The organism is Arthrobacter sp. 05L428, from assembly GCF_056397665.1.
Window position 1 is genome coordinate 196,163 of sequence record NZ_JBFTNW010000001.1, and the last position, 25,758, is coordinate 221,920.

24 protein-coding genes and 1 pseudogene are annotated in these 25,758 nt (G+C 67.8%); 19 read left to right on the forward strand and 6 right to left on the reverse strand.

The features are described 5' to 3' along the window. The 4 genes and pseudogenes from AC1DH3_RS00950 (at position 1) to AC1DH3_RS00965 (ending at position 3,632) form a co-directional block, all read left to right on the forward strand. Entirely contained in the window at positions 1 to 1,341 is a 1,341-nt protein-coding gene (locus AC1DH3_RS00950) for a geranylgeranyl reductase family protein (protein ID WP_476908412.1), read from the forward strand. Next, positions 1,338 to 2,438, forward strand: coding sequence for a polyprenyl synthetase family protein (locus AC1DH3_RS00955; RefSeq protein ID WP_441416909.1), 1,101 nt, complete (start codon positions 1,338 to 1,340; stop codon positions 2,436 to 2,438). Before AC1DH3_RS00950 ends, AC1DH3_RS00955 begins: the two co-directional genes overlap by 4 nt. A 390-nt stretch (positions 2,439 to 2,828) precedes the next feature. Next, positions 2,829 to 2,945, forward strand: a pseudogene (locus AC1DH3_RS00960) (type IV toxin-antitoxin system AbiEi family antitoxin domain-containing protein); the annotation flags it as partial. Between the two features lie 252 nt (positions 2,946 to 3,197). Continuing rightward, on the forward strand, positions 3,198 to 3,632 hold the full coding sequence (locus AC1DH3_RS00965; protein WP_476908834.1) for an endonuclease domain-containing protein: 435 nt from the start codon (positions 3,198 to 3,200) through the stop codon (positions 3,630 to 3,632). Between the two features lie 122 nt (positions 3,633 to 3,754). Here AC1DH3_RS00965 and AC1DH3_RS00970 read toward each other — a convergent pair whose 3' ends face one another. Beyond that, a complete protein-coding gene (locus tag AC1DH3_RS00970) occupies positions 3,755 to 4,183 on the reverse strand; it encodes a hypothetical protein (RefSeq protein WP_175321387.1) in 429 nt (142 codons plus the stop codon). A gap of 13 nt (positions 4,184 to 4,196) precedes the next feature. Continuing rightward, on the reverse strand, positions 4,197 to 4,868 hold the full coding sequence (locus AC1DH3_RS00975; RefSeq protein ID WP_441416910.1) for a trimeric intracellular cation channel family protein: 672 nt from the start codon (positions 4,866 to 4,868) through the stop codon (positions 4,197 to 4,199). Between the two features lie 60 nt (positions 4,869 to 4,928). On the opposite strand from AC1DH3_RS00975, the gene AC1DH3_RS00980 reads away from it, so the two are divergent. The 6 genes from AC1DH3_RS00980 to AC1DH3_RS01005 all read left to right on the forward strand — a co-directional run bounded on the left by AC1DH3_RS00980 (position 4,929) and on the right by AC1DH3_RS01005 (position 11,821). Then, positions 4,929 to 5,666 (forward strand): sirohydrochlorin chelatase, encoded by a 738-nt coding sequence (locus AC1DH3_RS00980; RefSeq protein ID WP_476908413.1) that lies wholly within the window; start codon positions 4,929 to 4,931, stop codon positions 5,664 to 5,666. 74 nt (positions 5,667 to 5,740) lie between these two features. Beyond that, the gene (locus tag AC1DH3_RS00985; protein ID WP_476908414.1) at positions 5,741 to 7,486 is read left to right on the forward strand and encodes a nitrite/sulfite reductase; all 1,746 of its coding nucleotides are present in this window, start codon (positions 5,741 to 5,743) and stop codon (positions 7,484 to 7,486) included. Further along, a complete protein-coding gene (locus AC1DH3_RS00990; RefSeq protein ID WP_476908415.1) occupies positions 7,483 to 8,193 on the forward strand; it encodes a phosphoadenylyl-sulfate reductase in 711 nt (236 codons plus the stop codon). The genes AC1DH3_RS00985 and AC1DH3_RS00990 overlap by 4 nt, the downstream gene beginning before the upstream one ends. Further along, positions 8,190 to 9,260 carry a sulfate adenylyltransferase subunit CysD gene (cysD, locus tag AC1DH3_RS00995; RefSeq protein ID WP_476908416.1) on the forward strand — a complete coding sequence of 357 codons (1,071 nt, stop codon included), beginning with the start codon at positions 8,190 to 8,192 and terminating at the stop codon, positions 9,258 to 9,260. The genes AC1DH3_RS00990 and cysD overlap by 4 nt, the downstream gene beginning before the upstream one ends. Further along, positions 9,260 to 10,699, forward strand: a complete 1,440-nt coding sequence (locus AC1DH3_RS01000) for a sulfate adenylyltransferase subunit 1 (RefSeq protein ID WP_476908417.1) — start codon at positions 9,260 to 9,262, stop codon at positions 10,697 to 10,699. The genes cysD and AC1DH3_RS01000 overlap by 1 nt, the downstream gene beginning before the upstream one ends. A 114-nt stretch (positions 10,700 to 10,813) precedes the next feature. After that, positions 10,814 to 11,821 (forward strand): GTP pyrophosphokinase, encoded by a 1,008-nt coding sequence (locus tag AC1DH3_RS01005; protein ID WP_476908418.1) that lies wholly within the window; start codon positions 10,814 to 10,816, stop codon positions 11,819 to 11,821. A gap of 20 nt (positions 11,822 to 11,841) precedes the next feature. Here the strand turns inward: AC1DH3_RS01005 and AC1DH3_RS01010 are convergent, their stop codons facing one another. Beyond that, entirely contained in the window at positions 11,842 to 12,168 is a 327-nt protein-coding gene (locus tag AC1DH3_RS01010; protein ID WP_441416917.1) for a GYD domain-containing protein, read from the reverse strand. Between the two features lie 161 nt (positions 12,169 to 12,329). On the opposite strand from AC1DH3_RS01010, the gene AC1DH3_RS01015 reads away from it, so the two are divergent. From AC1DH3_RS01015 to AC1DH3_RS01030, 4 genes are all read left to right on the forward strand, one after another. Further along, a complete protein-coding gene (locus AC1DH3_RS01015; protein WP_441416918.1) occupies positions 12,330 to 13,496 on the forward strand; it encodes an RtcB family protein in 1,167 nt (388 codons plus the stop codon). A 222-nt stretch (positions 13,497 to 13,718) separates the two neighbouring features. Next, positions 13,719 to 14,882: an ABC transporter substrate-binding protein gene (locus AC1DH3_RS01020; RefSeq protein ID WP_441416919.1), complete on the forward strand. Its 1,164-nt coding sequence runs from the start codon at positions 13,719 to 13,721 to the stop codon at positions 14,880 to 14,882. A 44-nt stretch (positions 14,883 to 14,926) separates the two neighbouring features. Continuing rightward, positions 14,927 to 15,652, forward strand: coding sequence for an ABC transporter ATP-binding protein (locus tag AC1DH3_RS01025; RefSeq protein WP_441416920.1), 726 nt, complete (start codon positions 14,927 to 14,929; stop codon positions 15,650 to 15,652). Next, positions 15,642 to 16,580, forward strand: a complete 939-nt coding sequence (locus AC1DH3_RS01030) for an ABC transporter permease (RefSeq protein ID WP_476908419.1) — start codon at positions 15,642 to 15,644, stop codon at positions 16,578 to 16,580. Before AC1DH3_RS01025 ends, AC1DH3_RS01030 begins: the two co-directional genes overlap by 11 nt. An 81-nt stretch (positions 16,581 to 16,661) precedes the next feature. Here AC1DH3_RS01030 and AC1DH3_RS01035 read toward each other — a convergent pair whose 3' ends face one another. After that, the gene (locus AC1DH3_RS01035; protein WP_476908420.1) at positions 16,662 to 18,722 is read right to left on the reverse strand and encodes a hypothetical protein; all 2,061 of its coding nucleotides are present in this window, start codon (positions 18,720 to 18,722) and stop codon (positions 16,662 to 16,664) included. A gap of 271 nt (positions 18,723 to 18,993) precedes the next feature. Between AC1DH3_RS01035 and AC1DH3_RS01040 the strand changes: the two genes are divergently transcribed. The 4 genes from AC1DH3_RS01040 (at position 18,994) to AC1DH3_RS01055 (ending at position 23,361) form a co-directional block, all read left to right on the forward strand. After that, positions 18,994 to 19,290 carry a putative quinol monooxygenase gene (locus tag AC1DH3_RS01040; protein WP_476892059.1) on the forward strand — a complete coding sequence of 99 codons (297 nt, stop codon included), beginning with the start codon at positions 18,994 to 18,996 and terminating at the stop codon, positions 19,288 to 19,290. A 148-nt stretch (positions 19,291 to 19,438) separates the two neighbouring features. Continuing rightward, positions 19,439 to 20,716, forward strand: a complete 1,278-nt coding sequence (cobA, locus tag AC1DH3_RS01045; RefSeq protein ID WP_441416923.1) for a uroporphyrinogen-III C-methyltransferase — start codon at positions 19,439 to 19,441, stop codon at positions 20,714 to 20,716. 41 nt (positions 20,717 to 20,757) lie between these two features. Beyond that, positions 20,758 to 22,212: an FAD-dependent oxidoreductase gene (locus AC1DH3_RS01050; RefSeq protein WP_476908421.1), complete on the forward strand. Its 1,455-nt coding sequence runs from the start codon at positions 20,758 to 20,760 to the stop codon at positions 22,210 to 22,212. 159 nt (positions 22,213 to 22,371) lie between these two features. Further along, the gene (locus AC1DH3_RS01055) at positions 22,372 to 23,361 is read left to right on the forward strand and encodes a DNA topoisomerase IB (protein ID WP_441416925.1); all 990 of its coding nucleotides are present in this window, start codon (positions 22,372 to 22,374) and stop codon (positions 23,359 to 23,361) included. A gap of 27 nt (positions 23,362 to 23,388) precedes the next feature. On the opposite strand, the gene AC1DH3_RS01060 is transcribed toward AC1DH3_RS01055, so the two are convergent. Both AC1DH3_RS01060 and AC1DH3_RS01065 read right to left on the reverse strand, forming a co-directional pair. Then, a complete protein-coding gene (locus AC1DH3_RS01060) occupies positions 23,389 to 23,970 on the reverse strand; it encodes a hypothetical protein (RefSeq protein WP_476908422.1) in 582 nt (193 codons plus the stop codon). A gap of 126 nt (positions 23,971 to 24,096) precedes the next feature. After that, a complete protein-coding gene (locus AC1DH3_RS01065) occupies positions 24,097 to 24,963 on the reverse strand; it encodes a DUF1206 domain-containing protein (protein WP_441416927.1) in 867 nt (288 codons plus the stop codon). 171 nt (positions 24,964 to 25,134) lie between these two features. Between AC1DH3_RS01065 and AC1DH3_RS01070 the strand changes: the two genes are divergently transcribed. Further along, complete coding sequence (locus AC1DH3_RS01070; protein ID WP_441416928.1) at positions 25,135 to 25,671, forward strand: hypothetical protein; 537 nt, start codon at positions 25,135 to 25,137, stop codon at positions 25,669 to 25,671. Positions 25,672 to 25,758: the final 87 nt, after the last annotated feature.

Genomic DNA, 25,758 nt, shown 5'->3' on the forward strand with positions numbered 1-25,758 from the left:
GTGAAAGTACTGATCGTCGGCGCTGGTCCGGCAGGATCCACCGCCGCGTTCTACCTTGCCCAGGCCGGCCTCGACGTCACGGTGCTGGAGAAGACAAGCTTTCCGCGGGAAAAGGTCTGCGGCGACGGGCTGACCCCGCGCGCGGTCCGGGAGATCCAGAAGCTTGGCCTGCCGCACCCCGAAAGCGAGGGCTGGCGGCGGAACAAGGGCCTGCGGCTCATTGCCGGCGGCCGCACCATCGAACTTCCCTGGCCCGAGGTCTCCGACTTCCCGCAGTACGGCCTGATCCGCACCCGCCTCGGCTTCGACGAGGAGCTGGCCCGGCACGCGCAGTCGGCCGGCGCCGTCGTGCTGGAACGCCACAGCGTCACCGAGGCGCTGCGCTCCGAGGACGGCCGGGTCACCGGCGTCCGCGCCGCGCTGCTTGACGACGCTGGCCGCAAGACCGGCGAAACGCGGGACTTTAATGCGGACGTCGTCCTCGCCGCGGACGGGAACTCGACCCGCACCGCCGTCTCGCTCGGCATCCACAAGCGCGATGACCGCCCCCTGGGTGTGGCCGTCCGCACCTACTTTACGAGCCCGCGGCACGACGACGACTGGATGGAAGGCTGGCTGGAGCTTCCGGGCCGCGACGGCAAGCTGCTGCCCGGCTACGGCTGGGTATTCGGCGTCGGCGACGGCACCTCCAACGTGGGCCTGGGCATCCTGAACTCGTCCAAGGAATTCGGCAAGCTGGACTACAAGCAGGTGCTGCGCGAGTGGACCGCCGCGATGCCCGCGGACTGGGGTTTCACGCCGGAGAACCAGGTGGGCGAGATCCGCGGCGCCGCGCTGCCGATGGGCTTCAACCGCACCCCGCACTATTCGCCGGGCCTGCTGCTGCTGGGCGACGCCGGCGGCATGGTCTCCCCGTTCAACGGCGAGGGCATCTCCTACGCCATGGAATCGGCCCGTTTCGCGGCCGAGTTCATCATCGACACCGCGGCGCGCTCCGCCTCGGCGGCCTGGAACGGGGCCGACGCCGACGCCCACCTCGCCGGCTACGCCGACTTCGTAAGGGATCAGTGGGGTTCGCACTTCACCCTGGGCCGGGCCTTTGCTGCCGTGATCGGCAGGCCGGCCGTGATGAAACTGGCGCTCCGGACGGGCATGCCCCTTCCGGTGCTGATGAAGTTCGTCGTCCGGCTGCTGGCCAACCTGACCGACCCCTCGGCCAAGGGGATCGAGGACCGGATGATCCGGGTCCTGGAAGCCCTGGTCCCGGCCACCTCCAATACCCGGCCCGTTCCAGACTCAAATCCGCGGATTCCGCAACAAAAAGTTAGGGTTAACCCGTGACCAACTCTGCAGACCAAAGCTGGACGCACGCCGGACACGGCCTGCCGGGCTCCGAACCCAGCCTCAACACCACCGCCATCGCCACCGGACTGCAGCTGCCGGCCGGTTTTGCGGCCATCGCCGGGGACCCGGAACTCGGCCCGGCCATCACCACGAACCTCGCGCGCGTGGAGAAGAAACTGCGCGAGGCCATCGCCAACTCGGATCCGCTGGCTGACGCAACGTCGCGCCACCTCGTGGAAGCCGGCGGCAAACGCATCCGGCCGCTGCTGACCCTGCTCTGCGCCCACCTGGGTGATGCCTCGCTGCCGGCCGTGGTGCAGGCCGCCGTCGTCGTCGAACTGACGCACCTGGCCACCCTGTACCACGACGACGTGATGGACTCCGCCCCGTTCCGCCGCGGCGCCCCCACCGCGCACGAGGTCTGGGGCAACTCCGTTGCCGTGCTGACCGGCGACCTCATCTTCGCCCGGGCCTCCATCCTGGTCTCCGAGCTCGGTTCGCGGGCGCTCGGCATCCAGGCCCGCACCTTCGAGCGGCTCTGCCTGGGCCAGTTGCACGAGACCGTGGGGCCGCGCCCGGACGAGGACCCGGTGGCGCACTACCTCTCGGTGATCGCGGACAAGACCGGTTCGCTGGTGGCGGCCTCCGGCCAGCTCGGTGCGATCTTCTCGGGAGCGGATGAATCCTACGAGGCGCTGCTGGTGGAGTACGGCGAAAAGGTCGGCGTCGCCTTCCAGCTCGCCGACGACGTCATCGACGTCACCGGCGTCAAGGTCAAGTCCGGCAAGTCCCCGGGCACCGACCTGCGCGAGGGCGTGCCGACGCTGCCTGTCCTGCTGCTGCGCAAGGCCGCGGCCGACGGCGACCAGTCCGCCGTGGAGCTGCTGCAGCTCATCGATGGCGACCTCAGCTCCGACGAGGCCCTCGCCGCCGCCGTCGCCGGGCTGCGCGAACACCCCGTCACCGCCGAGTCCTGGGTTGTGGCGCGGGCCTGGGCCGACGAGGCCATTGCCGCCCTCGCGCCGCTGCCCGCGGGCGTGGTAAAGGATTCGCTGACCAGCTTCGCGCACGCCGTGGTGGACCGCAGCAGCTAGCGGTATCCCGCCTGGGTCTTAAACCGGAATGGCCCCGGTTCCTCACAACGTTACGAGTCGTCCGTTGTGCGGAACCGGGGCCATTTCTCCGTTCGCATCAGATTCACCGGAGGCATTTGGTGACCCATGAACAACTTTATGACAGTCGTGTCATATTGTCTAGTGATTCTGTAAATTGCCTGTCACGGATTTGCTGGGTGGCCGGGGCGGGGGACTCTCCCCGGTTTTGGGCGCCGCGGACCTCGGATTACCGGCAAGTCGCGACGACCCGCCGTCGGGCGTCTCCGAAGTTGGGGAGAAGCAGCCCGCCAGTTGTCCACATAGCAGCCGGGCAGCCTCCCCGCTGTGGGTGTGGGCAGGTCTGCTGGACGCATGGATGTCACGACCTACATGAAATTTGCCGGCTCGGTCGCACGGACCGGAACGCTGCTTCAGGCTGGGTTCTCGGAACGGAGTATCCGCAACTTGCTTACCTCCGGGGAAATACTGCGGTTGCGCCATGGTGTCGTTGCGTTGCCGGGTGCGGCGCCGGACCTGGTGGCCGCAGTCTTGGCTAATGGCTTGCTGTCCTGTGTCTCGGCGGCGGGACACCACAGGATCTGGAGACTCCACGAACCGGCGCAGCTGCACCTTTTCTGCCGCCATGGTTCGGCCTTCGGGGTGGTTGTCCACCGGGGCAGTGTGGTCCCGCCGGAGTTCCCGCGGCCCGTGGCTGGGCTGACGGATACTCTGCTGCACGCCCTGCGATGTCGGCCGCCCATGGAATCCGTGGTCATGGTGGAAAGCGCCCTCCTGCAGGGTCGAACCACTCTCGAATATCTCAGAGGGCATCTTCCCGGCAACCGCAACGGTTCGGCCCGGGCGGCGCTGGAATTGGTGGACGGTTCGGCAGGATCCGCGATCGAAGTTGTAGCCAGGCTCCTGTTCCGGAGCGAAGGGATCTTCACGCAGACCCAGGTCGATCTCCCGGGGATCGGGATCGTTGACTTCCTGCTGGAAGGGTTCCTCATTGTGGAGATCGATGGCGGCACGCATTTGGAACCGGCGCAGGTCAAGAAAGACCGTCGGCGCAACAACGCCAGCACCCTTACCGGGTACGCGGTGTTGAGGTATGGCTACCAGGACGTCGTTTTCAACCCGGAGAAGATCGTCGCGGAAGTGCGGCAGGTGCTGCGCGGCAGGGTCGTCCGCTGAATCTCCCCATGTTTGGTCAGCAAGGGCCGCAATGGACCGGCGGTTCTGCGCAACACGCCGGCCGGCCGGCTCAAACCTGGGGAAACTCGGCGCCCCGGGGCGTGGGCAGCCGGGAGGGGGCTCTAGTCCTCGTCCTCTTCGTTGAAGGCCCACTCGAACATGTCGAAGACAAACTCGGAGAAGGTGCCTTCCTCGCTCTTCCACTGGCCGCGGGCGTTGTTGCGGCGGTACACGATCGGGTCCGGGACGCTGAGATCGCCCACACGGAAGCCCCAGGTGAATTGTTCTTCCTCATCCTCGAGGAACATCAGGAAGCCCTCGTCGTCGACCTCAAGTTCCTCGGGGTCCCAGAAGTAGTGGTAGGCCTCCATCAGGTCCTCGCAGCCGCCGAGGGCCAGGTAGAACTCCCGGAGGACCAGCGGAACCTGGAACTGGTGCTCGGCCAGGGCCGCATCCAGCTCGTCTGCCGGCAGCCCGTCCTCTTCCTGCCATTCGTCTTCGAGATACTTCGGAACAAGCGCGCGGAACTTCTCGAGGAACATGTCAGTCATGCTCTTATCCTAGCTAATCCCGGGGTCCACTTTCGGCCGCGTCCAGGCCCAGACGGTGCCAGCCGCGGACCGCCAGCGGCACGTACCAGTGGCGCCGCCAGGCGGTTACGCGGAAGGCGAAAACCACGGCCGCCACCGCACTCGCCGTCACCGCGGTGAACACCCCGGAGACGGACAACGCCACCGTCAACGCGGCCCCCGCAAACGCCGGCAGGGCGTAGATGTCCTTGGGGTCGAAGAGCTGCGGCACTTCGTTGGCGGTGATGTCCCGCAGCAAGCCTCCGCCAACCGCCGTCGTGACCCCCAGGAGCACCGCCGCCACCGGGTGCATGCCCGCGGCGAGGGCCTTCAGGCTTCCGGTGATGCAGAACAGGGCCAGCCCGCCGGCGTCGAACAGGACCAGCAGCGAGGTGAAGCGCTGGACACTGGAGAACAGGAAATACACCAACACCGTGGCCAGCAGCGGGGGAGCGAGGTACGCCGGGTTGGTAAAGGCCGCCGGCGGGCCCGCGTTGATGATGATGTCGCGGATGACGCCGCCGCCCAGACTCACCACGGAGGCCAGCAGCAGGGACCCGACAATGTCGAACTGCTTCCGCGCCGCGAGCAGCGAACCGGAGACCGCGAAGAAGAAAACGCCGGCCAGGTCCAGCCAGACCATAACGAGGCTAAAGGAGAAGGTCATGGAGCGTCCCGGTCGGTTGCAGGGGGCGGATGGGGCGGCTCCAAGGTTACGCTAACGGCTATGAATAGCCCCATCATGATCGCCTGCGCCCACGGCACCTCCAGCACCCAGGGGGCCGCGGAGGTCAATGCCCTGCGGGCCGGGATCGCCGCGCTGCGCCCCGGGCTCGACGTCCGCGAAGCCTACGTCGATGTTCAGGACCCCGAGCTGCCGGCCGTGGTGGCGGGGCTCCCGGCGGGGGAAACCGCCGTCGTCGTGCCGCTGCTGCTGAGCGTGGGGTACCACGTCAAGGTGGACATCGCCCGGGCCGTGAAGAGCCGGCCGGGCACCCTCGCCGCGGCGCCGCTGGGCCCCGACCCGCGGCTCGCCGCGCTACTGGACCAGCGGCTGCGCGAGGCCGGAGTGACCGACAACGACGCCGTGATCCTCGCTGCCGCGGGATCTTCCGACGCCACCGCCGCGGAAAACGTCGAGGAACTCGCGGGCCAACTGCGCTCGCTCCGTTCCAACCGGATCGTGGCCGCATACGGCGCCTCGGCGACGCCGTCGGTGCCGGACGCCGTCGCCATGCTCCGCGAGGAGGCGGCGGGAGGCGCCGGCGCGGGGCTGTCCGCCGGAGCGGTGGACCTGGGCGGCCGCGTGGTCATCGCCTCCTACCTGCTCGCCCCGGGGTTCTTCCACGACCAGCTCGCCAAGGCCGGTGCCGACCTGATCACCGCACCGCTGCTGCCCTCCCCGGTGCTCGCCGAGATTGCTCTGGCGCGTTATGACGCGGCCGTCGCCGGCAGCGCTTCATGACGAAATGTTGCCCTAGGTGACCCCGCGTTTCTGACCCTTTGTGACGCCATTGCGGCCACCCCTACAGTCGATCCATGACTGATACAGCTCTAGCCGGAGCGTCCCCGGACCAGGCTGACGCAGGCCGCGCCAGACGACCCGCCCGCCCCGCGGCCAAGCCGCACGGGCAGTGGAAAGTGGACGGCACCGCCCCACTGAATGCCAACGAAACCTGGAAACAGGAAGACAACGGCCTCAACGTCCGCGAGCGTATCGAGTCCGTCTACGCCAAGCACGGCTTCGACTCGATCGACGGCACCGACCTGCACGGGCGCTTCCGCTGGTGGGGCCTCTACACCCAGCGCAAACCCGGCATCGACGGCGGCAAGACCGCCACGCTCGAGCCGCACGAGCTCGAGGACAAGTACTTCATGCTCCGCGTCAGGATCGACGGCGGCGCCCTCAGCACCGAACAGCTGCGCGTTATCGGCCAGATCTCCGTGGACTTCGCCCGCGGCTCGGCCGACCTCACCGACCGGCAGAACATCCAGCTGCACTGGATCCGGGTCGAGGACGTGCCGGAAATCTGGCGCCGCCTCGAATCCGTGGGTCTGTCCACCACGGAGGCCTGCGGTGACGTGCCCCGCGTCATCCTTGGCTCCCCGGTCGCCGGCATCGCCAAGGACGAGATCATCGACCCGACGCCGCTGATCCACGAGCTCGCCGAACGGTTCATTGGCGACCCGGAGCTCGCCAACCTGCCGCGCAAATTCAAAACCGCCATCACCGGCCACCCCAGCCAGGACGTGGTCCATGAGATCAACGACGTCGCCCTGGTGGGACTGGTCCACCCCGAGCTCGGTGCCGGCTACGACCTCTGGGTGGGCGGCGCCCTCTCCACCAATCCGATGCTGGGCAAGCGGCTCGGCGCCTTCGTCCGGCCGGACCAGGCCGCCGACGTCTGGCTCGGAGTCACCAGCATCTTCCGCGACTACGGGTACCGGCGGATGCGCACCAAGGCCCGGCTGAAGTTCCTGCTGGCCGACTGGGGGACGGAGAAGTTCCGCCGGGTCCTCGAAGACGAATACCTCGGCTACAAACTCTCCGACGGTCCCGCGGCGCCTAAGCCCGCCACCCCCGGCGACCACGTCGGTGTGCACGAGCAGAAAGACGGGAAGTTCTTCATTGGCGCCACCCCGGTGGCCGGCCGGCTCTCCGGCAGCCAGCTTGTGAGACTCGCCGACACCCTGGAGGCCCGCGGCTCGCAGCGGCTGCGCACCACGCCGCACCAGAAGCTCGTGGTCCTCGACGTGCCCAAGGACGAGGTGGAACCGCTCGTGGCCGAACTTGACGCCCTCGGCCTCTCCGCCCGGCCGTCGGTGTTCCGCCGCGGCACCATCGCCTGCACCGGCATCGAGTTCTGCAAACTCGCCATCGTGGAAACCAAGGTCACCGCCGCCACCGCCGTGGCCGAGCTGGAACGCCGCCTCGCCGACCTGGTCGAAACCGGACAGCTTCCGCAGGCCCTGTCGCTCCACATCAACGGCTGCCCCAACTCCTGCGCCCGGATCCAGACCGCGGACATCGGCCTCAAGGGCATGATGCTTCCCACGCCCGACGGCGACCCCACCCCGGGTTTCCAGGTCCACCTGGGCGGCGGGCTGGCTTCGGACAGCCGCGAGGAAGCGGGTCTGGGACGCACGGTGCGCGGTCTCAAGGTCACAGCCGAAGAGCTGCCCGACTATGTGGAGCGTGTGGTCCGGAAATTCGTGTCCGACCACGTCGAGGGCCAGACCTTCGCCGAGTGGGCCTTCGCCGCCGATGAGGGTGATCTGCAATGACGGCGGCCCTCCGTTCCCGCGACGAGCTCAAGGCCCTCGCCACGACGGGTGCCGCCGAGCTCGGCTGGGACGCCCCGGCTGGCGAGGTCATCGCCTGGGTGGCCCGCAACTTCGAGCTGCCCGCTGTCGCCGTCGCCTGCTCCATGGCGGACGCGGTCCTCCCGGCGCTGGTCGCGGACCAGCTCCCCGGCGTCGACGTACTGTTCCTCGAAACCGGCTACCACTTCCCGGAAACCCACGCCACCCGCGACGAAGTGGCCGCGAGCCTGCGCGTCAACGTCGTCGACGTGCTGCCGGAGACCACCGTGGAGCAGCAGGACCGGCTCCTGGGCAAGGACCTCTTCGCCCGCGACCCCGCCCAGTGCTGCGCCCTGCGCAAGGTGGCGCCGTTGCGCCGCACCCTCGCCGGCTACGAGCTCTGGTTCACCGGAGTCCGCCGCGACGAGGCCCCCACCCGCACCAACACCCCGCTGGTCACCTGGGACGAAGCCAACGGCCTGGTCAAGGTCAACCCGGTGGCGGCCTGGAGCTTCGACCAGCTGGTGCAGTACTCCGATGACAATCTCCTGCCCGTCAACCCGCTGCTTCCCCAGGGCTACCCGTCCATTGGCTGCCAGCCCTGCACCCGCAAGGTGGCGCCCGGCGAGGACCCCCGCGCCGGACGCTGGGCAGGAACCGACAAGACAGAATGCGGACTACACGTATGAGCACTCAAATCACCAACGAGGACCTGGAGCTGTCCGGGATGGACCATGACGCTACTGAGACGCCGATTGCCGCCCCGGGAGTGGCATCGGTCCTGTCGGAGCCGCGCGCTGGGCTGATCGAAGATCAGCCGCGCGGCGCAGGGGCGGGGGCGGCAATCGGCGTCGCAGCGCCGGCCCGCCTCTCGTCCCTGGACACGCTCGAGTCCGAGGCCATTCACATCATCCGCGAGGTGGTTGCCGAGTTTGAGAAGCCGGCGCTGCTTTTCTCCGGCGGCAAGGATTCTGTGGTGATGCTGCACCTGGCTACGAAGGCGTTTTGGCCCGGGAAGGTGCCGTTCCCGGTGCTGCATGTGGACACCGGGCATAACTTCCCGGAGGTGATCGCGTTCCGTGACCGGACGGTGGAACGGCTGGGCCTCAGGCTCGTCGTCGGCAGTGTCCAGGAGTTCATCGACTCGGGCGAGCTGGCCGAACGCGCGGACGGAACCCGCAACCCGCTGCAGACCGTGCCGTTGCTGGACGCGATCCAGCGCAACAAGTTCGACGCCGTCTTCGGCGGCGGCCGCCGGGACGAGGACAAGGCCCGGGCCAAGGAACGGATCCTGAGCCTGCGCGACGAGTTCGGCCAGTGGGACCCCCGCAACCAGCGCCCCGAGCTGTGGAACCTCTACAACGGCCGGCACACCGTGGGCCAGCACGTCCGCGCGTTCCCGATCAGCAACTGGACCGAACTGGATGTGTGGCGCTACATCGAGCGCGAGAACATCGAGCTGCCGGGCCTGTACTACGCCCACCAGCGCGAGGTCTTCGCCCGCGACGGCATGTGGCGCGCGGTCGGCGAGGTCTCCCGGCCGCGCGAGAATGAGCAAGTCATCACCAAGACGGTCCGCTACCGGACCGTCGGCGACATGTCCTGCACCGGCGCCGTGGAATCCGCGGCCGCCACCGTTCGCGACGTCGTCATTGAAGTCGCAGCCTCCACCATCACCGAACGTGGGGCCACTCGGGCCGATGACCGGATCTCCGAGGCCGCCATGGAAGACCGCAAGAAGGACGGCTATTTCTAATGAGCACCACCGCAACTGTGCCTGAATCCGCCGCAGCAAGCCTCGGGCTCTCATCCGCTTCACTGTTTAGGTTCGCGACTGCCGGCTCGGTCGACGACGGCAAGTCCACCCTGGTGGGCCGGCTGCTGCACGACTCGAAGGCGATCCTTTCCGACCAGCTCGACGCCGTTGCCCGCACCTCCGCGGACCGTGGCTTCGGCGGGGCCGGCGCAGTCGGTGTTCAAGCGATTGACCTGGCGCTGCTGACCGACGGCCTGCGGGCCGAGCGGGAACAGGGCATCACCATCGACGTCGCCTACCGCTATTTCGCCACGGACCGGCGCAGTTTTATCCTCGCGGACTGCCCCGGGCACGTGCAGTACACCAAGAACACCGTCACGGGCGCGTCCACCGCGGACGCCGTCGTCGTGCTCATCGACGCCCGCAAGGGTGTCCTGGAGCAGACCCGGCGGCATCTGTCCGTGCTGCAACTGCTGCGTGTGGCCCACGTGGTCGTGGCCGTGAACAAGATCGACCTGGTGGATTTCAGCGAGGACGTGTTCCGCGGGATCGAGGCCGACGTGCAGAAGGTCGGCCGCGAACTGGGGCTCGGCGCCGATGGCATCACCGACCTCCTGGTCATCCCCGTTTCCGCGCTCGACGGCGACAACGTCGTCGACCGCTCGGACCGCACCCCCTGGTACCGGGGCCCGGCGCTGCTGGAGGTCCTCGAGACGCTGCCCGCCGCCGACGAACTCGAAAGCCACCTGGAGAGCTTCCGTTTCCCGGTCCAGCTGGTCATTCGGCCGCAGGGTGCACTGGCGCCCGACGCCGTCGCCGGCGGACTCGACGTCGAGAATTACCGTGACTACCGGGCCTACGCCGGACAAATCACCGAAGGCTCGGTACAGGTGGGGGATCAGGTCAGTGTCCTGACCCCGGGCCAGGCGCCGCGCACCACCACCGTCACCGGGATCGACTTTGCGGGCCGCGGACTTACCGAGGCCGTGGCACCGCAGTCCGTAGCGCTCCGGCTCGCGGACGAGTTCGACGTCGCCCGCGGCGACACGATCGCGGCCGCGGGGCCCGCCGGGGGCGAAATACCGGGCTCCTCCGCCGACCTGTACGCGGCGCTGTGCTGGCTCTCGCCCAAGCCGCTCCGCGAGGGCGCGAAGGTCTTGGTGAAGCACGGCACCCGCACGGTCCAGGCCTTGGTCCGCAACGTGACGGGCAAGGTGGACCTCGCCAACTTCCAGCTTGAGCCCACCAGCACGCTGGAGCTCAATGACATCGGCCACGCCCAGCTCCGGCTCGCAGCGCCGCTGCCGCTGGAAAACTATCTGCACCACCGGCGGACCGGGGCCTTCCTGGTGATCGACCCGCAGGACGGCAACACGCTTGCCGCCGGGCTCGTCAAGGACCACCCGGGCGACCACGAGGACGAGCGCTACTCGATCTGAGGCTGACCGGTCCGGGACGCCGTCCTGCTGTTCTAGGCTTTGCGATAGCTCAAACCGGCGCCCTTGGATACCCTGCTGAGTAGAGGCGCTGCGCGTTGATCCGAGGGGGAGCGGTTGGAAGACCATGATTCCGTTGTTGCCAGGTCCCTGGAGCAGTACAGTGTTCTGCTGCCCCGGCTGAATGCGGCTTCGGACGCGATCGGGGATGCCATCCGCGCCCGGCTCCGCGACGATGGTCTCAACCACCACACCGTGCAGGCCCGGGTCAAGGACCCAGGCTCGGTCAAGGAAAAGCTGGACCGCCTCACCGCCGACGGCAGATTCAAATACGAGCGCGGGCTCGAGCAGCTCGATGACCTCATCGGTGTCCGGATCATCATGTTCCTGGAACCCGACATCGCGGACGTTGCCACGGCGCTGAAGGGGCAATTCGACTGCCGCGAGGACGACGACAAGACCAGCTCCCAGCGGCGGAACGGCCAGATCGGTTACGCCGGCCGGCACCTCGTCCTCGAAGTCCCTGCCGGCAACGTGCCGGTGGGCTGCCACACGTTCATCGGGGAGCGCTTCGAAGTCCAGATCCGGACGGTGCTGCAGCACGCCTGGGCGGCCTTCGAGCATGACATCCGGTACAAGGGACTCGCGGAGGCCAACGCGGAAGTGGACCGGGCGTTCACCATGGCGTCGACCCTGATCGAACTCGCCGACGCCCAGTTCTCGGCAATCAACGACATCGTCAAACGCCGCCAGGCCGAAAGCACGGCCGAGTTCGCCGCGAATCCCGCCACCGAGCTCACCGGGGACATCCTCCACGACATGCTTGCGCGGCTGCTCCCCGAACACCCCCGAAGCCAGGCCCGGCAGTACGGCTGGCTGGGGGACGTGCTGGCGGCCAATGGGGTGCGGACCGTGGCCGACGCCGAGGAGCTGTTCGGTGCCGCCGACTGGTCCGGCGTGGCGAAGCGGATGGACTATAAATTCCCCGCCGGCCACGTCCGGATTGCCGACGACTTCCTGCTCAAGACGTGGGGAACGGACTACATTGCGCGGACCAAGTCCCTGGGCGGCGACCCCAAACGGGAGGCGAAGCTGACGTACCGGCTGGAGCGGATGCAGGACTGAGCCTGCCGCACCCGAAACAATCAGGTGCCCGGCGGCCGGTACTTGATCTGCTCGGCCTTGGCCAGTGCTTCCATTGTTTCGTCGACCGTCAGGAGCACGGTCGTCTCGAAGGAGCTAAGTGCGCCGCCTCCGCTGATTGCGAGTGCAACGGCGGCCATGGATACGTTGTCCGGCGCCTCCCACAGGTTGTAGCCGTCGTGGGAGCCAAAGGCATACCAGAAGCCGTGGAGCTTCCCGCCCACCGATTCGATGTAGGCCTGGGCGGCCTTCCTGCGGTCCTCCGGTTTGCTGATCAGTCTCGCCCAAGTCTCGGGTGTGTAGCTGAACTTCGACAGATAGAGGGGCATCGTCTCGTCCTTTCCTGCGTGTCCCGGTTCAGTAAGAATGGCAGTCGGCTGCGTGGCCAGCAATGGCCGCGGGGCTCGTCAAAGCCGGCCAAGTCGCCGCAACGGTCGTCCCTTGCCACCCGGCCCCCGGCGGACCATCATCGTCGTGGGAGGGCAGAGCGTTGGAAGCCATCAACAGCCGTCTCTTCAGCTGGGCATCGATCCTGGACGACGAGACCCGCAGGCAGGCCCTCGCCACGGCCCAGTTGCCCATCATCTACCCGCACCTGGCGCTGATGCCGGACGCCCACCTGGGCAAGGGGGCCACCGTGGGCTCCGTCATCCCCACCGTGGGCGCGATCATCCCGGCCGCCGTGGGCGTGGACATCGGTTGCGGCATGATCGCCGTCCGCACCCAGTATGCGCACAAGGAGCTGCCCAGGGACCTGCAGCGGCTGCGCGAGGCAATCGAGCGCGCCATTCCCTTGTCCGCCGGCCACTTCAACCGCAGGATCTCCGCCACCGCCGGACCCCGGCTCGCCGAGTTGCGGCGGCTGGCGGCGAAAGCGGGCTTTGACCCGGCCAAGTACGCGGCGAACTGGGAGCTGCAGCTTGGCTCGCTGGGCTCGGGCAACCACTTCATCGAGGTGTGCGTGGATGAGAACGCCGCGGTGTGGCTGTTCCTGCATTCGGGCTCCCGCGGGGTGGGCAACAAGATCGCGCAGCGGCACATCGCCGAAGCCCGGAGCATGGCCCTGCGCCGGCACATCGCCCTGCCGGACCGGGACCTGGCCTACCTCGAGGAAGGCACCCCCGAGTTCGTCCGGTACCTCCGGGAACTGCGTTGGGCGCAGCACTTCGCCTTGCTGAACCGTGAGGAAATGATGGACCGGGTGGTCCAGCAATTCGAGTCCTGGGTCGGCGGCCCGGTCCGGGAACTCGAACGGATCAACTGCCACCACAACTTCACCGCGCAGGAAACGCATTACGGTAAGTCCGTCTGGGTCTCGCGCAAGGGCGCGATCAGAGCCCAGGCCGGGGATCCCGGGCTGATTCCCGGGTCCATGGGCACGGCGTCCTACATCGTCGTCGGGCGGGGGAACCAGGCGTCGCTGAACTCCGCACCGCACGGCGCCGGCCGGGAGTATTCCCGCACCGCCGCGCGGAAAGCGTTTTCGCTCGCGCAGCTGAAGACCGCCATGCAGGGCATCGAATTCCGGCCCCGCGAGGCCTTCATCGACGAGATCCCGGCCGCATACAAGCCCATCGACCTGGTGATGCGCGACTCTACTGACCTGGTCAGGGTGCGGCACAAGCTCCAGCAGCTCGTGAACATCAAAGGCGACTGAGCCCCGGCCGGGTGCGAATGCAGGCTCCGCATATGACGCTGCATGAACTTGCGTGACCCCGGGTTTCCGCACCATTGAACCCGGTTCGTGACCCTCCCTAGGGTGAGTCCATGACTACTCCGGAACGGTTCAACAGCCCCTTCCTCAGGGCACTCCAGGGGCGATGTCGCCGGCGCTGACCACCCGCCCGGCCCACCCGCACCCCACGAACAGGATCCTCCCATGTCATCCACGCCCAAGAACCCCACCCCCGGCACCACCCGGATCGTCGCCGGCGAATCGGCCAAGCCGAAACGCAGGCGCACCGTCGAAATCGGCGTCGCCGTCGGCCTCGCCCTGCTGATCGGCGCCGGCGCAGCCGTCGCCTCGACGGTGTCCCGCACCAACGACGCCGGTGCAGCACCGGCCGCCGGCACCGCCCCGGCGGCGGAACTGCGGCTCGGCTACTTCGGCAACATCACCCACGGCCCGGCCCTGATTGGCGTCACCAAGGGGTTCATCGCCAAGGAACTGGGCCAAACCAAACTCAGCACACAGGTCTTCAACGCCGGCCCCGCCGCGATCGAAGCGCTCAACGCCGGCGCGATCGACGCGACCTACATCGGCCCCAACCCGGCGATCAACTCCTACGTGAAGAGCAAAGGCGAATCCATCAGCATCATCGCCGGCGCCACGGCCGGCGGTGCGCAACTGGTGGTCAAACCCGGCATCAACTCGGCCGCCGACCTCAAAGGCAAGACGCTCGCCTCGCCGCAGCTCGGCGGCACCCAGGACGTGGCCCTGCGCGCCTGGCTCGGCCATCAGGGGTTCAAGACCTCCACAGACGGCAGCGGCGACGTCACGATCAACCCAACCGAGAACGCCCAGACCCTCAAACTCTTCCAGGACGGCAAGCTCGACGGCGCCTGGCTGCCGGAGCCGTGGGCGTCACGCCTGGTGCTCCAGGCCGGCGCGACGGTCCTGGTCGATGAGAAGGACCTGTGGGAGAAGGGCGAGTTCGTCACCACCGTCCTGATCGTCAACAAGACGTTCGCGGCCGAGCACCCGGCCACCGTGCAGGCGCTCCTCAAGGGCCATGTTGAATCCGTCGACTGGCTGAACGCGGCTCCCGCCGCCGAGAAAGCCACCGTCCTCAACGACGCACTCAAGGCAGCCGCCGGCAAGGCGCTGCCGGCCGACGTCATCGACCGGTCCCTGAAAAACATCGTCTTCACCACCGACCCGCTCGCCGGGACCTACAAGAAACTGCTCCAGGACGGCGTCGACGCCGGAACCACCAAGCAGGCTGACATTAACGGCATCTTCGACCTCACGTCGCTCAACAGTGTCCTGGGCGAGACTGCGGCCGGCAAAAAGATCTCCGCCGGAGGGCTAGGCAAGGACTAGCTCCCTAGCCTCCAGCCACCCGCCACAACAGTAAGGACCCGACCATGCCAGTCGTACTGGAAAACCTGGGCAAGCGCTTCGGCGACGGCGCCCCGGTACTGGACGACGTCAATGCCGCCATCGGGCAGGGCGAATTCGTCGCCCTGCTCGGTGCGTCCGGCTGCGGCAAGTCCACCCTGCTCAACATCATGGCGGGACTGGAAGCCCCGACGTCGGGCGCGCTCGAAGTGCCCAGCGACGGCGCGGCGTTCATGTTCCAGGACGCGGCACTCTTCCCGTGGCTGACCGCGCGGGAAAACATCGAGCTGGCCCTGAAGCTGCGAGGCATCGGGAAAGCCGAGCGCAGGATCCGGGCGGGGGAGCTGCTGGACCTGGTGCACCTGGGCGGCGCCGGCGGCAAACGGCCCCACGAACTCTCCGGCGGGATGCGCCAGCGGGTATCCCTGGCCCGTTCCCTGGCCCAGGACCGGCAACTGCTCCTCATGGACGAGCCCTTCGCGGCCCTGGACGCGATAACCCGCGACCTGCTCCACGACGAACTGGAACGGATCTGGAAGGAAACCGGCCGCACCATCGTCTTTGTCACGCACAACGTCCGGGAAGCCGTCCGCCTGGGCCAGCGCGTGCTGCTGCTCTCCTCCCGGCCCGGCCGCGTGGTGCGCGAATGGCAGGTCAGCGAGGAACACCGCACCGACGCCGGCCTGGCCGGCCAGCTCACCGGCGAAATTACCGCCCGGCTGCGAGAGGAAATCCGTCGCCATGCCAAATAGCCAACTTCCCGTGGCGGAAGCTCCGGCCGAGACCCGCAAGGTCACCGCCGCCCTGACCCGTTCCTCCAGCGGAAAGGAAGACCTGCGCGAGCTCGAAGCAGGCCTCGATTCCCTGCAGTCCGACGCCCTCCGCAGGGCCCGTATCGACTGGGGCCGGATCCTGCTGCCGGTGGCTGCGCTCGCGGTGCTGGTGATCCTCTGGCAGTTGTACGTATCCCTCGGTTTCAAGCGGCGCGACGTCGTGCCCGGGCCGCTGGATGTCATCGGCCAGGTCGGCACCCTCTGGAGCGAAGGCAAGCTGCAGGAGGCTGTCTGGACCTCGCTGCAGCGCGGCGTGCTGGGCTTCCTGATCAGCGTGGTCATTGCCACGCCGGTGGGGCTCGTGCTGGCGCAGGTGGCACCCTTGCGGCGCGCCTTCGGGCCGCTGATCTCGGGCCTGCAAGTCCTGCCGTCTGTGGCCTGGGTGCCGGCCGCCATTCTTTGGTTTGGGATCACTGATGCCACCGTGTATTTCGTGGTGTTCATGGGTGCCATCCCGTCGATCATCAACGGGCTGGTCTCGGGCGTCGACCAGATTCCACCGCAGTACCGCAGCGTCGGAAAAGTACTGGGGGCTTCCCGACTCCAGTTGGCCCTGCAGATCATCCTGCCGGCGGCCCTGCCGGGCTACCTCGGCGGCCTCAAACAGGGATGGGCGTTCTCCTGGCGCTCGCTCATGGCCGCGGAAATCATCGCCGTTGGCGGCACCATCGGCTTCGGCCTCGGCTCGATGCTGGACCAGGGCCGCGTCCTCTCCGACATGACCATCGTCATGTCCGCCATCCTGCTGATCCTCGGCGTCGGGATCCTGATCGAACTGCTGGTGTTCGCCCCGATCGAGAAGCGCCTGCTCCGCCGCCGCGGCCTCCTCGCCGGCAGCACCCGTTAGGTCTCTGGCGCCCCAGACTGAACAAGAAAGCCCGACGGCGATACTCGCCGTCGGGCTTTCTGGTGTCGTGGTGGTGAGGTACTAGCGACGCGTCAACGTGCCGCAGCCGCTGACTTCGAAGCCACTAGTTCCGGCGGGGACGGTGACGATCGTTCTGGCCGCACCGTAGTAATTGTCGATGATATCGCTCAACGTACCCCGGAAACCGCGGAGCGTGGCCCAGTAGCAGGACTTCCCTGCCCCGTAGCCGTAGTAGGTGCCCGGCAGGATATCGATGCCGACGCGGTAGGTGCCGTCGGTAGTGATCCGGCTGGACCGGGCGCCGGTGGACGGGACGGTCGTCCAGGAGCCGCAGCCGTCCGAGCTGAATCCAACATCTCCTGGAACGATCTGGACGTAAGTCCGCGCCGATCCATAGTTGTTGGCCTTGATCTGGCTGAGTTTTCCGGAGAAGCCGCTGAGCCTCTCCCAGTAGCATCCACTGCCCGTCCCCGTAGCTTTGTACAGGCCTGGCCTGATGTTGACTCCGACACGGTACGTGCCGTCGCCGCGAAGCACGGTGACAGCCCAGACGGGAAGCTTTATTGCTGCACTAGAGGCGGCCCGGGTTTCGTAATAAGGCCTGGCCGCCCAGACTTTCACGGAAATGGACCGACCGTTGTCCGCTGCAGCCACCCTGTAGGTGCGGTACCTGGCGCCGGGGATGGAAGCTCCATTGCGGTACCACTGGTATGCGAAGGACGTCGGAGCCGGAGCAAAGCTACCAGGCGCCGCTGTCAGCGTGCCGCCCAGCCCGCGCCCGCCACTGATTCTCGGGACGGACCTGACCGTCATGAGCGCCTTACCAACCACCACGGATTTGGTGACGGCGGTGCGGGCGGCATAGCCCGGTTTCGTGACGGTCACCTTCACAGCGACCCGAGCGCCGACGTGGCCGCCGCCGAGTCGCAGGGCGGACCCCGTAGCTCCCCTGAGAGCGACGCCGTTCCGGTACCACTGGTATCGGATGGTCGAACCGGCAGTCCAACCCTGAGAAACTCTCACCGTCTGCCCATAGCGGTGGGTTCCGGTTACCGTGAGCGACCGGGTGGCCGCGATGGTTCCGGCAGCAATCGACCGGGCGGCGGAGTAGCGGTCCAGCGTTGTGAAGCCAGGCTTGGCTGCACGCACCCTGACCTTGAGCGTCTTCCTGTAGTCGAGTGCAGTTGTGGCGTAGGTGCGGCCGACTGCGCCAACGATGGCTCCCGTTCCGCGATACCACTGATAGGACAGCGTGGCCCCGGTCGGCGCCCACGTGCCGGCATTGGCGCTCTGCAACTGGCCCACTTTCGCTACACCGCTGACTGTCGGAACCGGCGCGGCCACAAAGCTTCCGTTGCCGGCGGTGACTTGGGCGGAAGTGAGTTCCACTGAGGTGAAGCCCGGTGCGGAGAGCATCACCTTGGCCCACAGCTTCTGTGCGACATCGGCGGCCGCGACAGTGTAGCTCGGCCCCGTCGCACCAGTGATGGGGTCAAGTCCGCGGTACCACTGGTAGCCGATTGCTGCACCTTGGACGGCGGCGTCGCTCCACGTCGGTGCGCTCAGCGACAGCGCTTGCCCGACGACGGGTTTGCCGGCTACGGCGTTGTTCCAGCTGACCCCCGCGAAAGTTCCCGGACGAACCGTTACCGGCGTCGCCGCCAGCTCGGTGCCGGGTCCCTGGGCCTCCAGTGAGGCCATCACCGTCAGTTGGACCGATTTGCCTGCCATGGACGGGTCAAGGTGCAGCACGTCAGCTTCACCAACCGCGTGGTCGGCGGCTTGAACTGTGACACCTTCGACGATCCAGCTGTACTTGATCCAGCCGGCGCCGTTCCACTGGCCGCCTGTCGAGGTGAGTGTGCCTCCCGCGACAGGGTCACCCTCGATAACCGGCGGGCTGACGTTTTGCGGAGCGGCGGGCGTTACTTCCGCCGGCGGTGTTTCGACGGGTGTTATTTCCGCCGGCGGTGTTTCGGCAGGCGTGTCCGCAGGTGCCGGTGCGGGTGTCGGCTGTTCGGCGATGATGTCAGTTTCCATCGGCAGCGCCTGCGCTGCCGGAGCCATCAGAAGACCGGCAAGCAGTGCGATGCTCCCGGCTGTGGCTACTGCCCTGGTCATTCGGCCAGGGCGCGTCCGAGTACGGACGTTTTCGTGCAGAGACAACTAAGTCCCCTTCCCCCATTTCGGGACCGGCTAGCCCGGTCGGAGCAATTGTATTGGGGAGTGGCGACAATGAGCGGATGCACCCGCAGAGGGCAGCCACTGCCTGCCCTGGACCGATACATCGCTCTAACGCCGCCACCCCCTTGCTCCGCCCCGACCGCGTGCCTACACTCACGGCTATAGGCCGGGCTGCCGGCCAAACCATCCCAATTCCAAGGAGGTAGCCGTGGCACCGAAATTTGGAGTGCTGGCACTGGTCGAAGCGAAAGCGGGGAAGGAACAGGAAGTCTGGGACTTCCTCAACGGCGGCAGGGAGATCGTGCTCACCGAGCCGGGCACTAGGACCTGGTACGCGTTCCGGGTCAACGAGAACACCTTCGGCATTTTCGACACTTTTGACACCGAGGAGGACCGGCAGGCCCACCTCAACGGGGCCATTCCTGCTGCCCTCGGCCAACACGGCCCGGAGCTGCTGGCCAAGGATCCTGACATCAAACTGGTCGAAGTCATTGCGGTGAAGTAGGGACGAGGGCTATTCAGAACTCGTCGCCTCACCCAAACATCGGCCGGACTGCCAGCCGGCGGAGCCCCAGGTTACGCCCCGTTACCCTGCGTGAACGGGTGTTTCCGCACCGTTGTTCCGCTCTCGGACGCCGCCCTATCGTCGATGCATGGCAATTCAGGACATTTACCCCACCGCGCTGCGCCTGCTCGGCCGGCCCGTGCTGGTCGTAGGCGGCGGACCCGTCGCCGCACGCCGCGCCAGGGGACTGCTCGACGCCGGCGCCCGAGTCACCGTCGTGGCGCCGCTTGCCTGCCCGGCCCTGAACGACCTGGCCGACGCCGGGCTCCTCAGCTGGCAGCCCCGCCCTTACCGCAGCTCCGACGTCGACGGCGTCTGGTTCGTCCAGACCGCCACCGGTGACGCCGGCGTGGACGCGCAGGTCGCCGCCGACGCCGAGGCGCAGCGGATCTGGTGCGTCAACGCCTCCGACCACGAGGCCTCCGCCGCCTGGACGCCGGCCGTCGCCGTCGTGGATGACGTCAAGATCGCCGTCAACGCCGGGGGAGACCCGCGCCGGGCGATGGCCCTGCGCGACGCCGTCGCCACCGCCCTGGCGGCCGGAGACCTGCCGCTGCGCCGACACCGCGCTTCGGGCACGGGCCCAGGCGCCGGGGACGGTACGGTGGCGCTCGTGGGCGGCGGGCCGGGCGATACCGGACTCATCACCGTCCGCGGCCGGCGGCTCCTGGGCCAGGCCGACGTCGTCGTCGCCGACCGGCTCGGCCCGCGTGAGCTCCTGGGCGAACTGGCCCCCGACGTCCGCGTGATCGAAGTCGGCAAAACCCCCGGCCACCACCCGGTCCCGCAGTCCGAAATCAACCGGATCCTCGTCGACGAAGCCCTCGCCGGCCACCGGGTGGTCCGGCTAAAGGGCGGCGACCCCTACGTCCTCGGCCGCGGCGGCGAGGAAGCGGAATTCTGCCGGCAGCACGGCGTCGAGGTTGAAGTGGTGCCCGGCGTCACCTCGGCGATCTCCGTCCCCGCCGCCGCCGGGATCCCGGTCACGCACCGGGGCCTCGCCAAGGGCTTCAGCGTAGTCACCGGCCACGAGGAGCTTTCCGAGGTGCCCGCCCGCTCCGACCACACCGTGATTCTGCTCATGGGCGTGGCACAACTGCGCGATTCCGCGGCCTCGCTGGAACGCGCCGGTTTGCCAGCCGGGACGCCTGTTGGCATCGTAGAGAATGGATACCTGCCCAACCAGCGGGTGACCATCGGAACGCTCGAAACCATCGCGGACCAGGCGGAGGCAGCAGGCGTCGCGAATCCTGCCGTGATCGTGATCGGCGACGTGGTCCGCGTCAGCCCGTTCGCGCCGTCGCACTTTAAGACCGCGGACTACAGCACCACCTCCCCGAACGCCCCGCGCGTCGCCGCCCGCTAGTTTCACCCGCAGCACCCGGATCGAACCAAAGGAACACAGCCGTGTCAACGAACACCCCTGTAGGAACCGCCGCCCGCCCGCTGCGCGTCGCCGTCGTCGGCTCCGGCCCCGCCGGCGTCTACGCCGCGGACATCCTGACCAAAAGCGAGGCCGTCAAGAGCGGCGAGCTCACCGTCAGCATCGACCTCTTCGACCGCTACCCGGCGCCCTACGGGCTCATCCGCTACGGTGTGGCGCCGGACCACCCGCGGATCAAGGGGATCGTGAACGCCCTGCACAAGGTCCTGGACCGCGGCGACATCCGGTTCTTCGGCAACGTGGACTACGGCACGGACCTCACGCTCGAGGACCTCCGGACCCACTACGACGCCGTCATCTTCGCCACCGGCGCCATCAAGGACGCGGACCTGAACATCCCGGGCATCGAGCTTGAGGGATCCTACGGCGGGGCCGACTTCGTCTCCTGGTACGACGGGCACCCGGACGTGTCCCGCGGCTGGCCGCTGGAGGCCAAGGAAATCGCGGTGATCGGCAACGGCAACGTGGCCCTGGACGTCGCCCGGATGCTCTCCAAGCACGCCGATGACCTGCTGGTCTCCGAGATCCCGGACAACGTCTACCGCGCGCTGAAGGACTCCCCGGTCACCGACGTGCACGTCTTCGGCCGCCGCGGCCCGGCGCAGGTGAAGTTCACCCCGCTGGAACTGCGCGAACTCTCCCACTCCAAGGACGTCGATATTGTCCTCTACCCGGAGGACTTCGAGTTCGACGCCGAATCTGACCGCCAGATCCAAAGCAACAACCAGACCAAGACCATGGTGGGCACGCTCACCAACTGGATCGCCGAGCAGCCGGAGGATCTCTCCGAGCTCACCGCGTCCCGCCGCCTGCACTTGCACTTCCTGCACAGCCCGGTCGAGATCTTCGACGACGCCGCCGCCCCCGGCCGCGTCGCCGGCATCAAGTTTGAGCGCACCGAACTGGACGGCACGGGCAACGCCCGCGGCACCGGCGAGTTCATCGACTACCCGGTCCAGGCCGTCTACCGCGCCATCGGCTACTTCGGTTCGGCCCTGCCCGAGGTCGAGTTCGACCACAGCAAGGGCGTTGTCCCGAACGACGGCGGCCGCGTGCTGGACGCCTCCGGAGCCCACGTGCCCGGCATCTACGCGACCGGCTGGATCAAGCGCGGCCCGGTGGGCCTGATCGGGCACACCAAGGGTGACGCCCTGGAAACCGTGACCTACCTGCTGGAGGACCGCGGCAGCCTGCCGCCGACGGCGGCACCCGCGCCGGAGGCGATCGTCGGACTGCTGGAAAACCGGGGCGTGCAGTTCACCAGCTGGGAGGGCTGGCTGGCCCTGGACGCGCACGAGCGGTCCCTCGGCGAAAAGGCAAGCGCCGGCGCGGGCAGCGTCCAGCGCGAACGCATCAAGGTGGTCCCGCGCGAGGACATGGTGGAGATCTCCCGCGGCGGAGTCGCTGCGGAGGTCTAAGCGGCCGCCTCACAACTGCAACGCGGGGTCACATCGCGCCCAAAATCCCCTCCGGGACGGGCGCGAAGTGACCCCACGTTGGTTGTTAACGGCGCATTCCCGGCGGGTAGTCAGTAGGCTTACCGTCATGGACACTGCCAGGCACCCAGGATCCGGCCGATGAGGCTCCGTCACAGCAACGCGTCCGGCCGCGGCTACCGCCGGGTTCCCGCCGGGAGCGGGTTCAGCTACAAGGACCTGGACGGGTCGACCCTGCCGGCCGGCCCGGTGCGGGAGCGGCTGGAAAGCATCGGGATCCCGCCGGCCTGGACCGACGTCTGGATCGCGCCGTATGAGAACGGGCATATCCAGGCCACCGGCGTCGACGCCGTCGGCCGGCGCCAGTACATCTACCACCCAAGCTGGCGGGAGCGGAAGGACCGGCTGAAGTTCGACCGTTCGCTCCAACTCGCGGAAACCCTGCCGTCGGCCCGCCGCCTGGTGACCTTGGACCTGCGCTCCGAAGGCCTCACGCGGGAGCGCGTGCTCGCGGCCGCCTTCAGGATGCTGGACAGCGGATCGCTGCGCGTGGGCTCCGAGCGGTACACCAACGAGAACGGAAGCCACGGACTGGCCACCCTGCTCTGCGCCCACGTGAACGTGCGCAAAGACGAACTCCGGCTCAGCTTCCCGGCCAAGAGCGGCAAGACCTGGGAGTCACGGATCGACGACGCCGACCTCGCCGCCGTCGTGCGCTCGCTCAAGCGCCGCGGCGGCAACGCCCGGCTGTTGGCCTACAAGAACGGCCGCAGCTGGCATCCGGTCACCAGCGCCGAGATCAACGAGTACGTCAAGGAACGAACCGGCGCGGACTTCACCGCGAAGGACTTCCGCACCCTGCGCGGCACCGTCGCGGCGGCCGTGAGCCTGGCGAAGAGCGGCCCGCAGGCCAAGGTCTCGGCCCGGAAGCGCGCCGTGAGCCGCGCCATGGTCGACGCCGCGGCGGTGCTGGGCAACACGCCGTCGATCGCCCGAAAGAGCTACGTCGATCCGCGCCTGCTGGACCACTTCGCGGCGGGGGAGACCATCGATCCGAAGCGGCTGGATTCGGCCGAATCGGAGATCCGGGCGCTGCTGTACCAGGAGGGTGCGGTCGTCCCGCTGCGCTGACCGGTGTGACGCTCAGGACCCGGCGCGTCAGAACTCGGCGTTGATGAATCCGATGATGATCGCCGTCCACCAGCACGCCTGCGAGATAACCAGGCAGACCAGCAGGTGGGTCCGCTGACCGGCGCTTAGGCCCCGGAACGGGGTTTCCGGAGGAAGATGAACCAGCCGCCGCATCAGCGGGATCAGCATGATGCCGTTCAGACTGAGAACCAGCACGGCGGCCAGTTTGACGTCTGTCATCGGGTTGGTCAGGTGCGGGTTCAGGAACACGCCGGTGGCCAGCAGGCCGGCGAGACCGGCCCAGATCAGCGGCGTGGCAGCGCCGTCGAGCCGGATGGTTTCAGCCAGTTTGCGGCGGCCGATAAGCCACAGGAAGCCGTGCCAGTCGACCAGGATGATGGCGCCGAAAGACACCACCAGGGACAGGACGTGCAGGACGACGGCCAGGCCGTGGGCGTAGCCGCCCACCCGGACCGCCGTGGACATCGTGACCGAAAGCAGCCACGCCACTGCCGCCGCCGCGGACAGGACGATCACCAGGCGCCGGGTGGACCGCTCGGACTCACGGTGGCGCCGGATGGTGCGCCTGCTGACTGGGACGTAGCTCATGGCCATACCTCGAAGAACCGACCACCGGGGGCGTGCGCGGCACCTGTCGGAAGAGAAGGGAACGCCGTGCCGGGTAGCTAAAACGATATCCCCGGCTCCGCTCGGCAACAAGGGAGGAAACCTGCGCTACATCCGGCCGAACCGGGCGCGGATCAGGGCGAAAACCCCGTAGGCCATAAACCCTGCGCCAATGGCCAGCAGCAGGTATGGCCCGAACGGGTGGTGCTGCAGCGCCTTGAGGCTTCCGTCCAGCCCGGTGGACGAGCCGGGGTCATTGGTGGCCGCGGCCATCACGAACAGCAGACCGGTCAGGACCAGCGCCAGGCCTTTGGCCACGTGGCCGGCCACGCCCAGGCCGCTGATGAGGTGGCCGCGGTGCGTGCCTTCGAAGTGGCGCAGCTCCTCCTTGAACTTCTTGCCCAGGCCCTTGACCACGAAGAAAACGCCGATCCCACCCACGGTCAGTCCCAGTCCGATCAGCAGTGGTGCGCCCAGCGGCCGGTTCATCAGGGCTTCGCTGAAGGCCGCGGTGGAATCCCCCGAGTCGCTGCGGAAACCCAGGGCGAAGCTGGCAAAGGTGAAGCCGACGCTGCCGTAGGCGATGGCCAGGAAGCCCGAGGAGACCAGCTTGCCCAGCCGTTCGCCGCGGGGCAGGTGCCTGGCCCGCAGGGTCGCCTCGCTCAGCTGCCACAGGGCGAGTCCGGCGCAGCCGGTGAAGCAGAGCCACAACACCGCCGGACCCCAGGGGTTGGCGGCGAGCTGCTCGATCGCTCCGGTGGGTTCGGCCTGGCCCGGCGCCCCCAGGACCAGCGCGACGGCGATCACGCCGATGACAATGTGGAGCAACGCCATCACGGCGAACCCCCACCGCGCGACGACGTCGAGCACCCTGCTGTTTGAGGCGGCCTCTGCGGCATCGGCGGCTTCGCCGATGCCAGCCGCGTGGCGCGGCACGGCCTGCCCTTGCGGGAGCTCCCTGCTGATTTCTTCCATTGCTTCGAGCTTACGCGTAACGGATCGGCTGCCTGGAAGCTCCGTCCGGCGGTCGGCGGCCCGAAACCGGGACTACCAACTTGTTGGTAAGTGTGCTTACTATGTCCGGGGTGCGGCGTCGCATGTGGCCGCACCATTCCGGATTCGAATTCACACGATAGGAAGCTCACCATGGCAGGTAATCTTGTTGCCCGATCCATCCACGACCTGACCGCCGGCGCGTGGTTTGGCGGTTCGCTGATGGGCGCCATCGGGCTGAACGGCGCGACGGCGGAGGCCAAGGATCCCGCCGAGCGCACCCGTCTGTCCAGCCTGGGCTGGAAGAAGTGGGCCCCGTACCAGACGGCCGCATTCGGCGCGCACTTCCTTTCCGGCCTCGCCATCATGTGGGAGAACAAGGGCCGGATGACCAAGCAGGACGGCGTGACCCGGCTGAGCATCTACAAGTCGATCGTCACCCTGGCCGGTGCAGCCGTGACCCTGTACGCCGGACTGCAGGGCGCGAAGGTGGACAAGCTCGCCGCCGAGGGTGCCGAGGGCGCCACCGAGCCCAAGCCGGGCGCCTCGGAGGAACTTCGCTCCGCCCAGCAGCAGCTGAAGATCCTGCAGTGGGCCATCCCGGTCTTCGCGGGCTGGGTGATCGTCCTGGGCGCCAAGCACGGCGAAATGCAGCGGCCGAAGAACGTCTTCAAGGGCCTCTCCCGCTAGCCGCGCTGGTTCCACTCCGACGCGGGGTCAGAACGTTCCCACGGCAGTTGCCGGATGGGCGCGGTCTGGCCCCGCGTTGTTGGTGGC

Excerpts from the sequence above, each read along its gene's own strand:
- cysD (WP_476908416.1), top strand. The coding sequence starts at position 8,190 with ATGAGCACTCAAATCACCAACGAGGACCTGGAGCTGTCCGGGATGGAC.
- AC1DH3_RS01025 (WP_441416920.1), top strand. The coding sequence starts at position 14,927 with ATGCCAGTCGTACTGGAAAACCTGGGCAAGCGCTTCGGCGACGGCGCC.
- AC1DH3_RS01030 (WP_476908419.1), top strand. The coding sequence starts at position 15,642 with ATGCCAAATAGCCAACTTCCCGTGGCGGAAGCTCCGGCCGAGACCCGC.
- AC1DH3_RS01065 (WP_441416927.1), bottom strand. The coding sequence starts at position 24,963 with ATGGAAGAAATCAGCAGGGAGCTCCCGCAAGGGCAGGCCGTGCCGCGC.
- cobA (WP_441416923.1), top strand. The coding sequence starts at position 19,439 with ATGGCAATTCAGGACATTTACCCCACCGCGCTGCGCCTGCTCGGCCGG.
- AC1DH3_RS00965 (WP_476908834.1), top strand. The coding sequence starts at position 3,198 with ATGGAATCCGTGGTCATGGTGGAAAGCGCCCTCCTGCAGGGTCGAACC.
- AC1DH3_RS01060 (WP_476908422.1), bottom strand. The coding sequence starts at position 23,970 with ATGAGCTACGTCCCAGTCAGCAGGCGCACCATCCGGCGCCACCGTGAG.
- AC1DH3_RS00980 (WP_476908413.1), top strand. The coding sequence starts at position 4,929 with ATGAATAGCCCCATCATGATCGCCTGCGCCCACGGCACCTCCAGCACC.
- AC1DH3_RS00975 (WP_441416910.1), bottom strand. The coding sequence starts at position 4,868 with ATGACCTTCTCCTTTAGCCTCGTTATGGTCTGGCTGGACCTGGCCGGC.
- AC1DH3_RS01010 (WP_441416917.1), bottom strand. The coding sequence starts at position 12,168 with ATGCCCCTCTATCTGTCGAAGTTCAGCTACACACCCGAGACTTGGGCG.
- AC1DH3_RS01035 (WP_476908420.1), bottom strand. The coding sequence starts at position 18,722 with ATGACCAGGGCAGTAGCCACAGCCGGGAGCATCGCACTGCTTGCCGGT.
- AC1DH3_RS01000 (WP_476908417.1), top strand. The coding sequence starts at position 9,260 with ATGAGCACCACCGCAACTGTGCCTGAATCCGCCGCAGCAAGCCTCGGG.
- AC1DH3_RS00970 (WP_175321387.1), bottom strand. The coding sequence starts at position 4,183 with ATGACTGACATGTTCCTCGAGAAGTTCCGCGCGCTTGTTCCGAAGTAT.
- AC1DH3_RS00990 (WP_476908415.1), top strand. The coding sequence starts at position 7,483 with ATGACGGCGGCCCTCCGTTCCCGCGACGAGCTCAAGGCCCTCGCCACG.
- AC1DH3_RS01020 (WP_441416919.1), top strand. The coding sequence starts at position 13,719 with ATGTCATCCACGCCCAAGAACCCCACCCCCGGCACCACCCGGATCGTC.
- AC1DH3_RS00985 (WP_476908414.1), top strand. The coding sequence starts at position 5,741 with ATGACTGATACAGCTCTAGCCGGAGCGTCCCCGGACCAGGCTGACGCA.
- AC1DH3_RS01070 (WP_441416928.1), top strand. The coding sequence starts at position 25,135 with ATGGCAGGTAATCTTGTTGCCCGATCCATCCACGACCTGACCGCCGGC.
- AC1DH3_RS01055 (WP_441416925.1), top strand. The coding sequence starts at position 22,372 with ATGAGGCTCCGTCACAGCAACGCGTCCGGCCGCGGCTACCGCCGGGTT.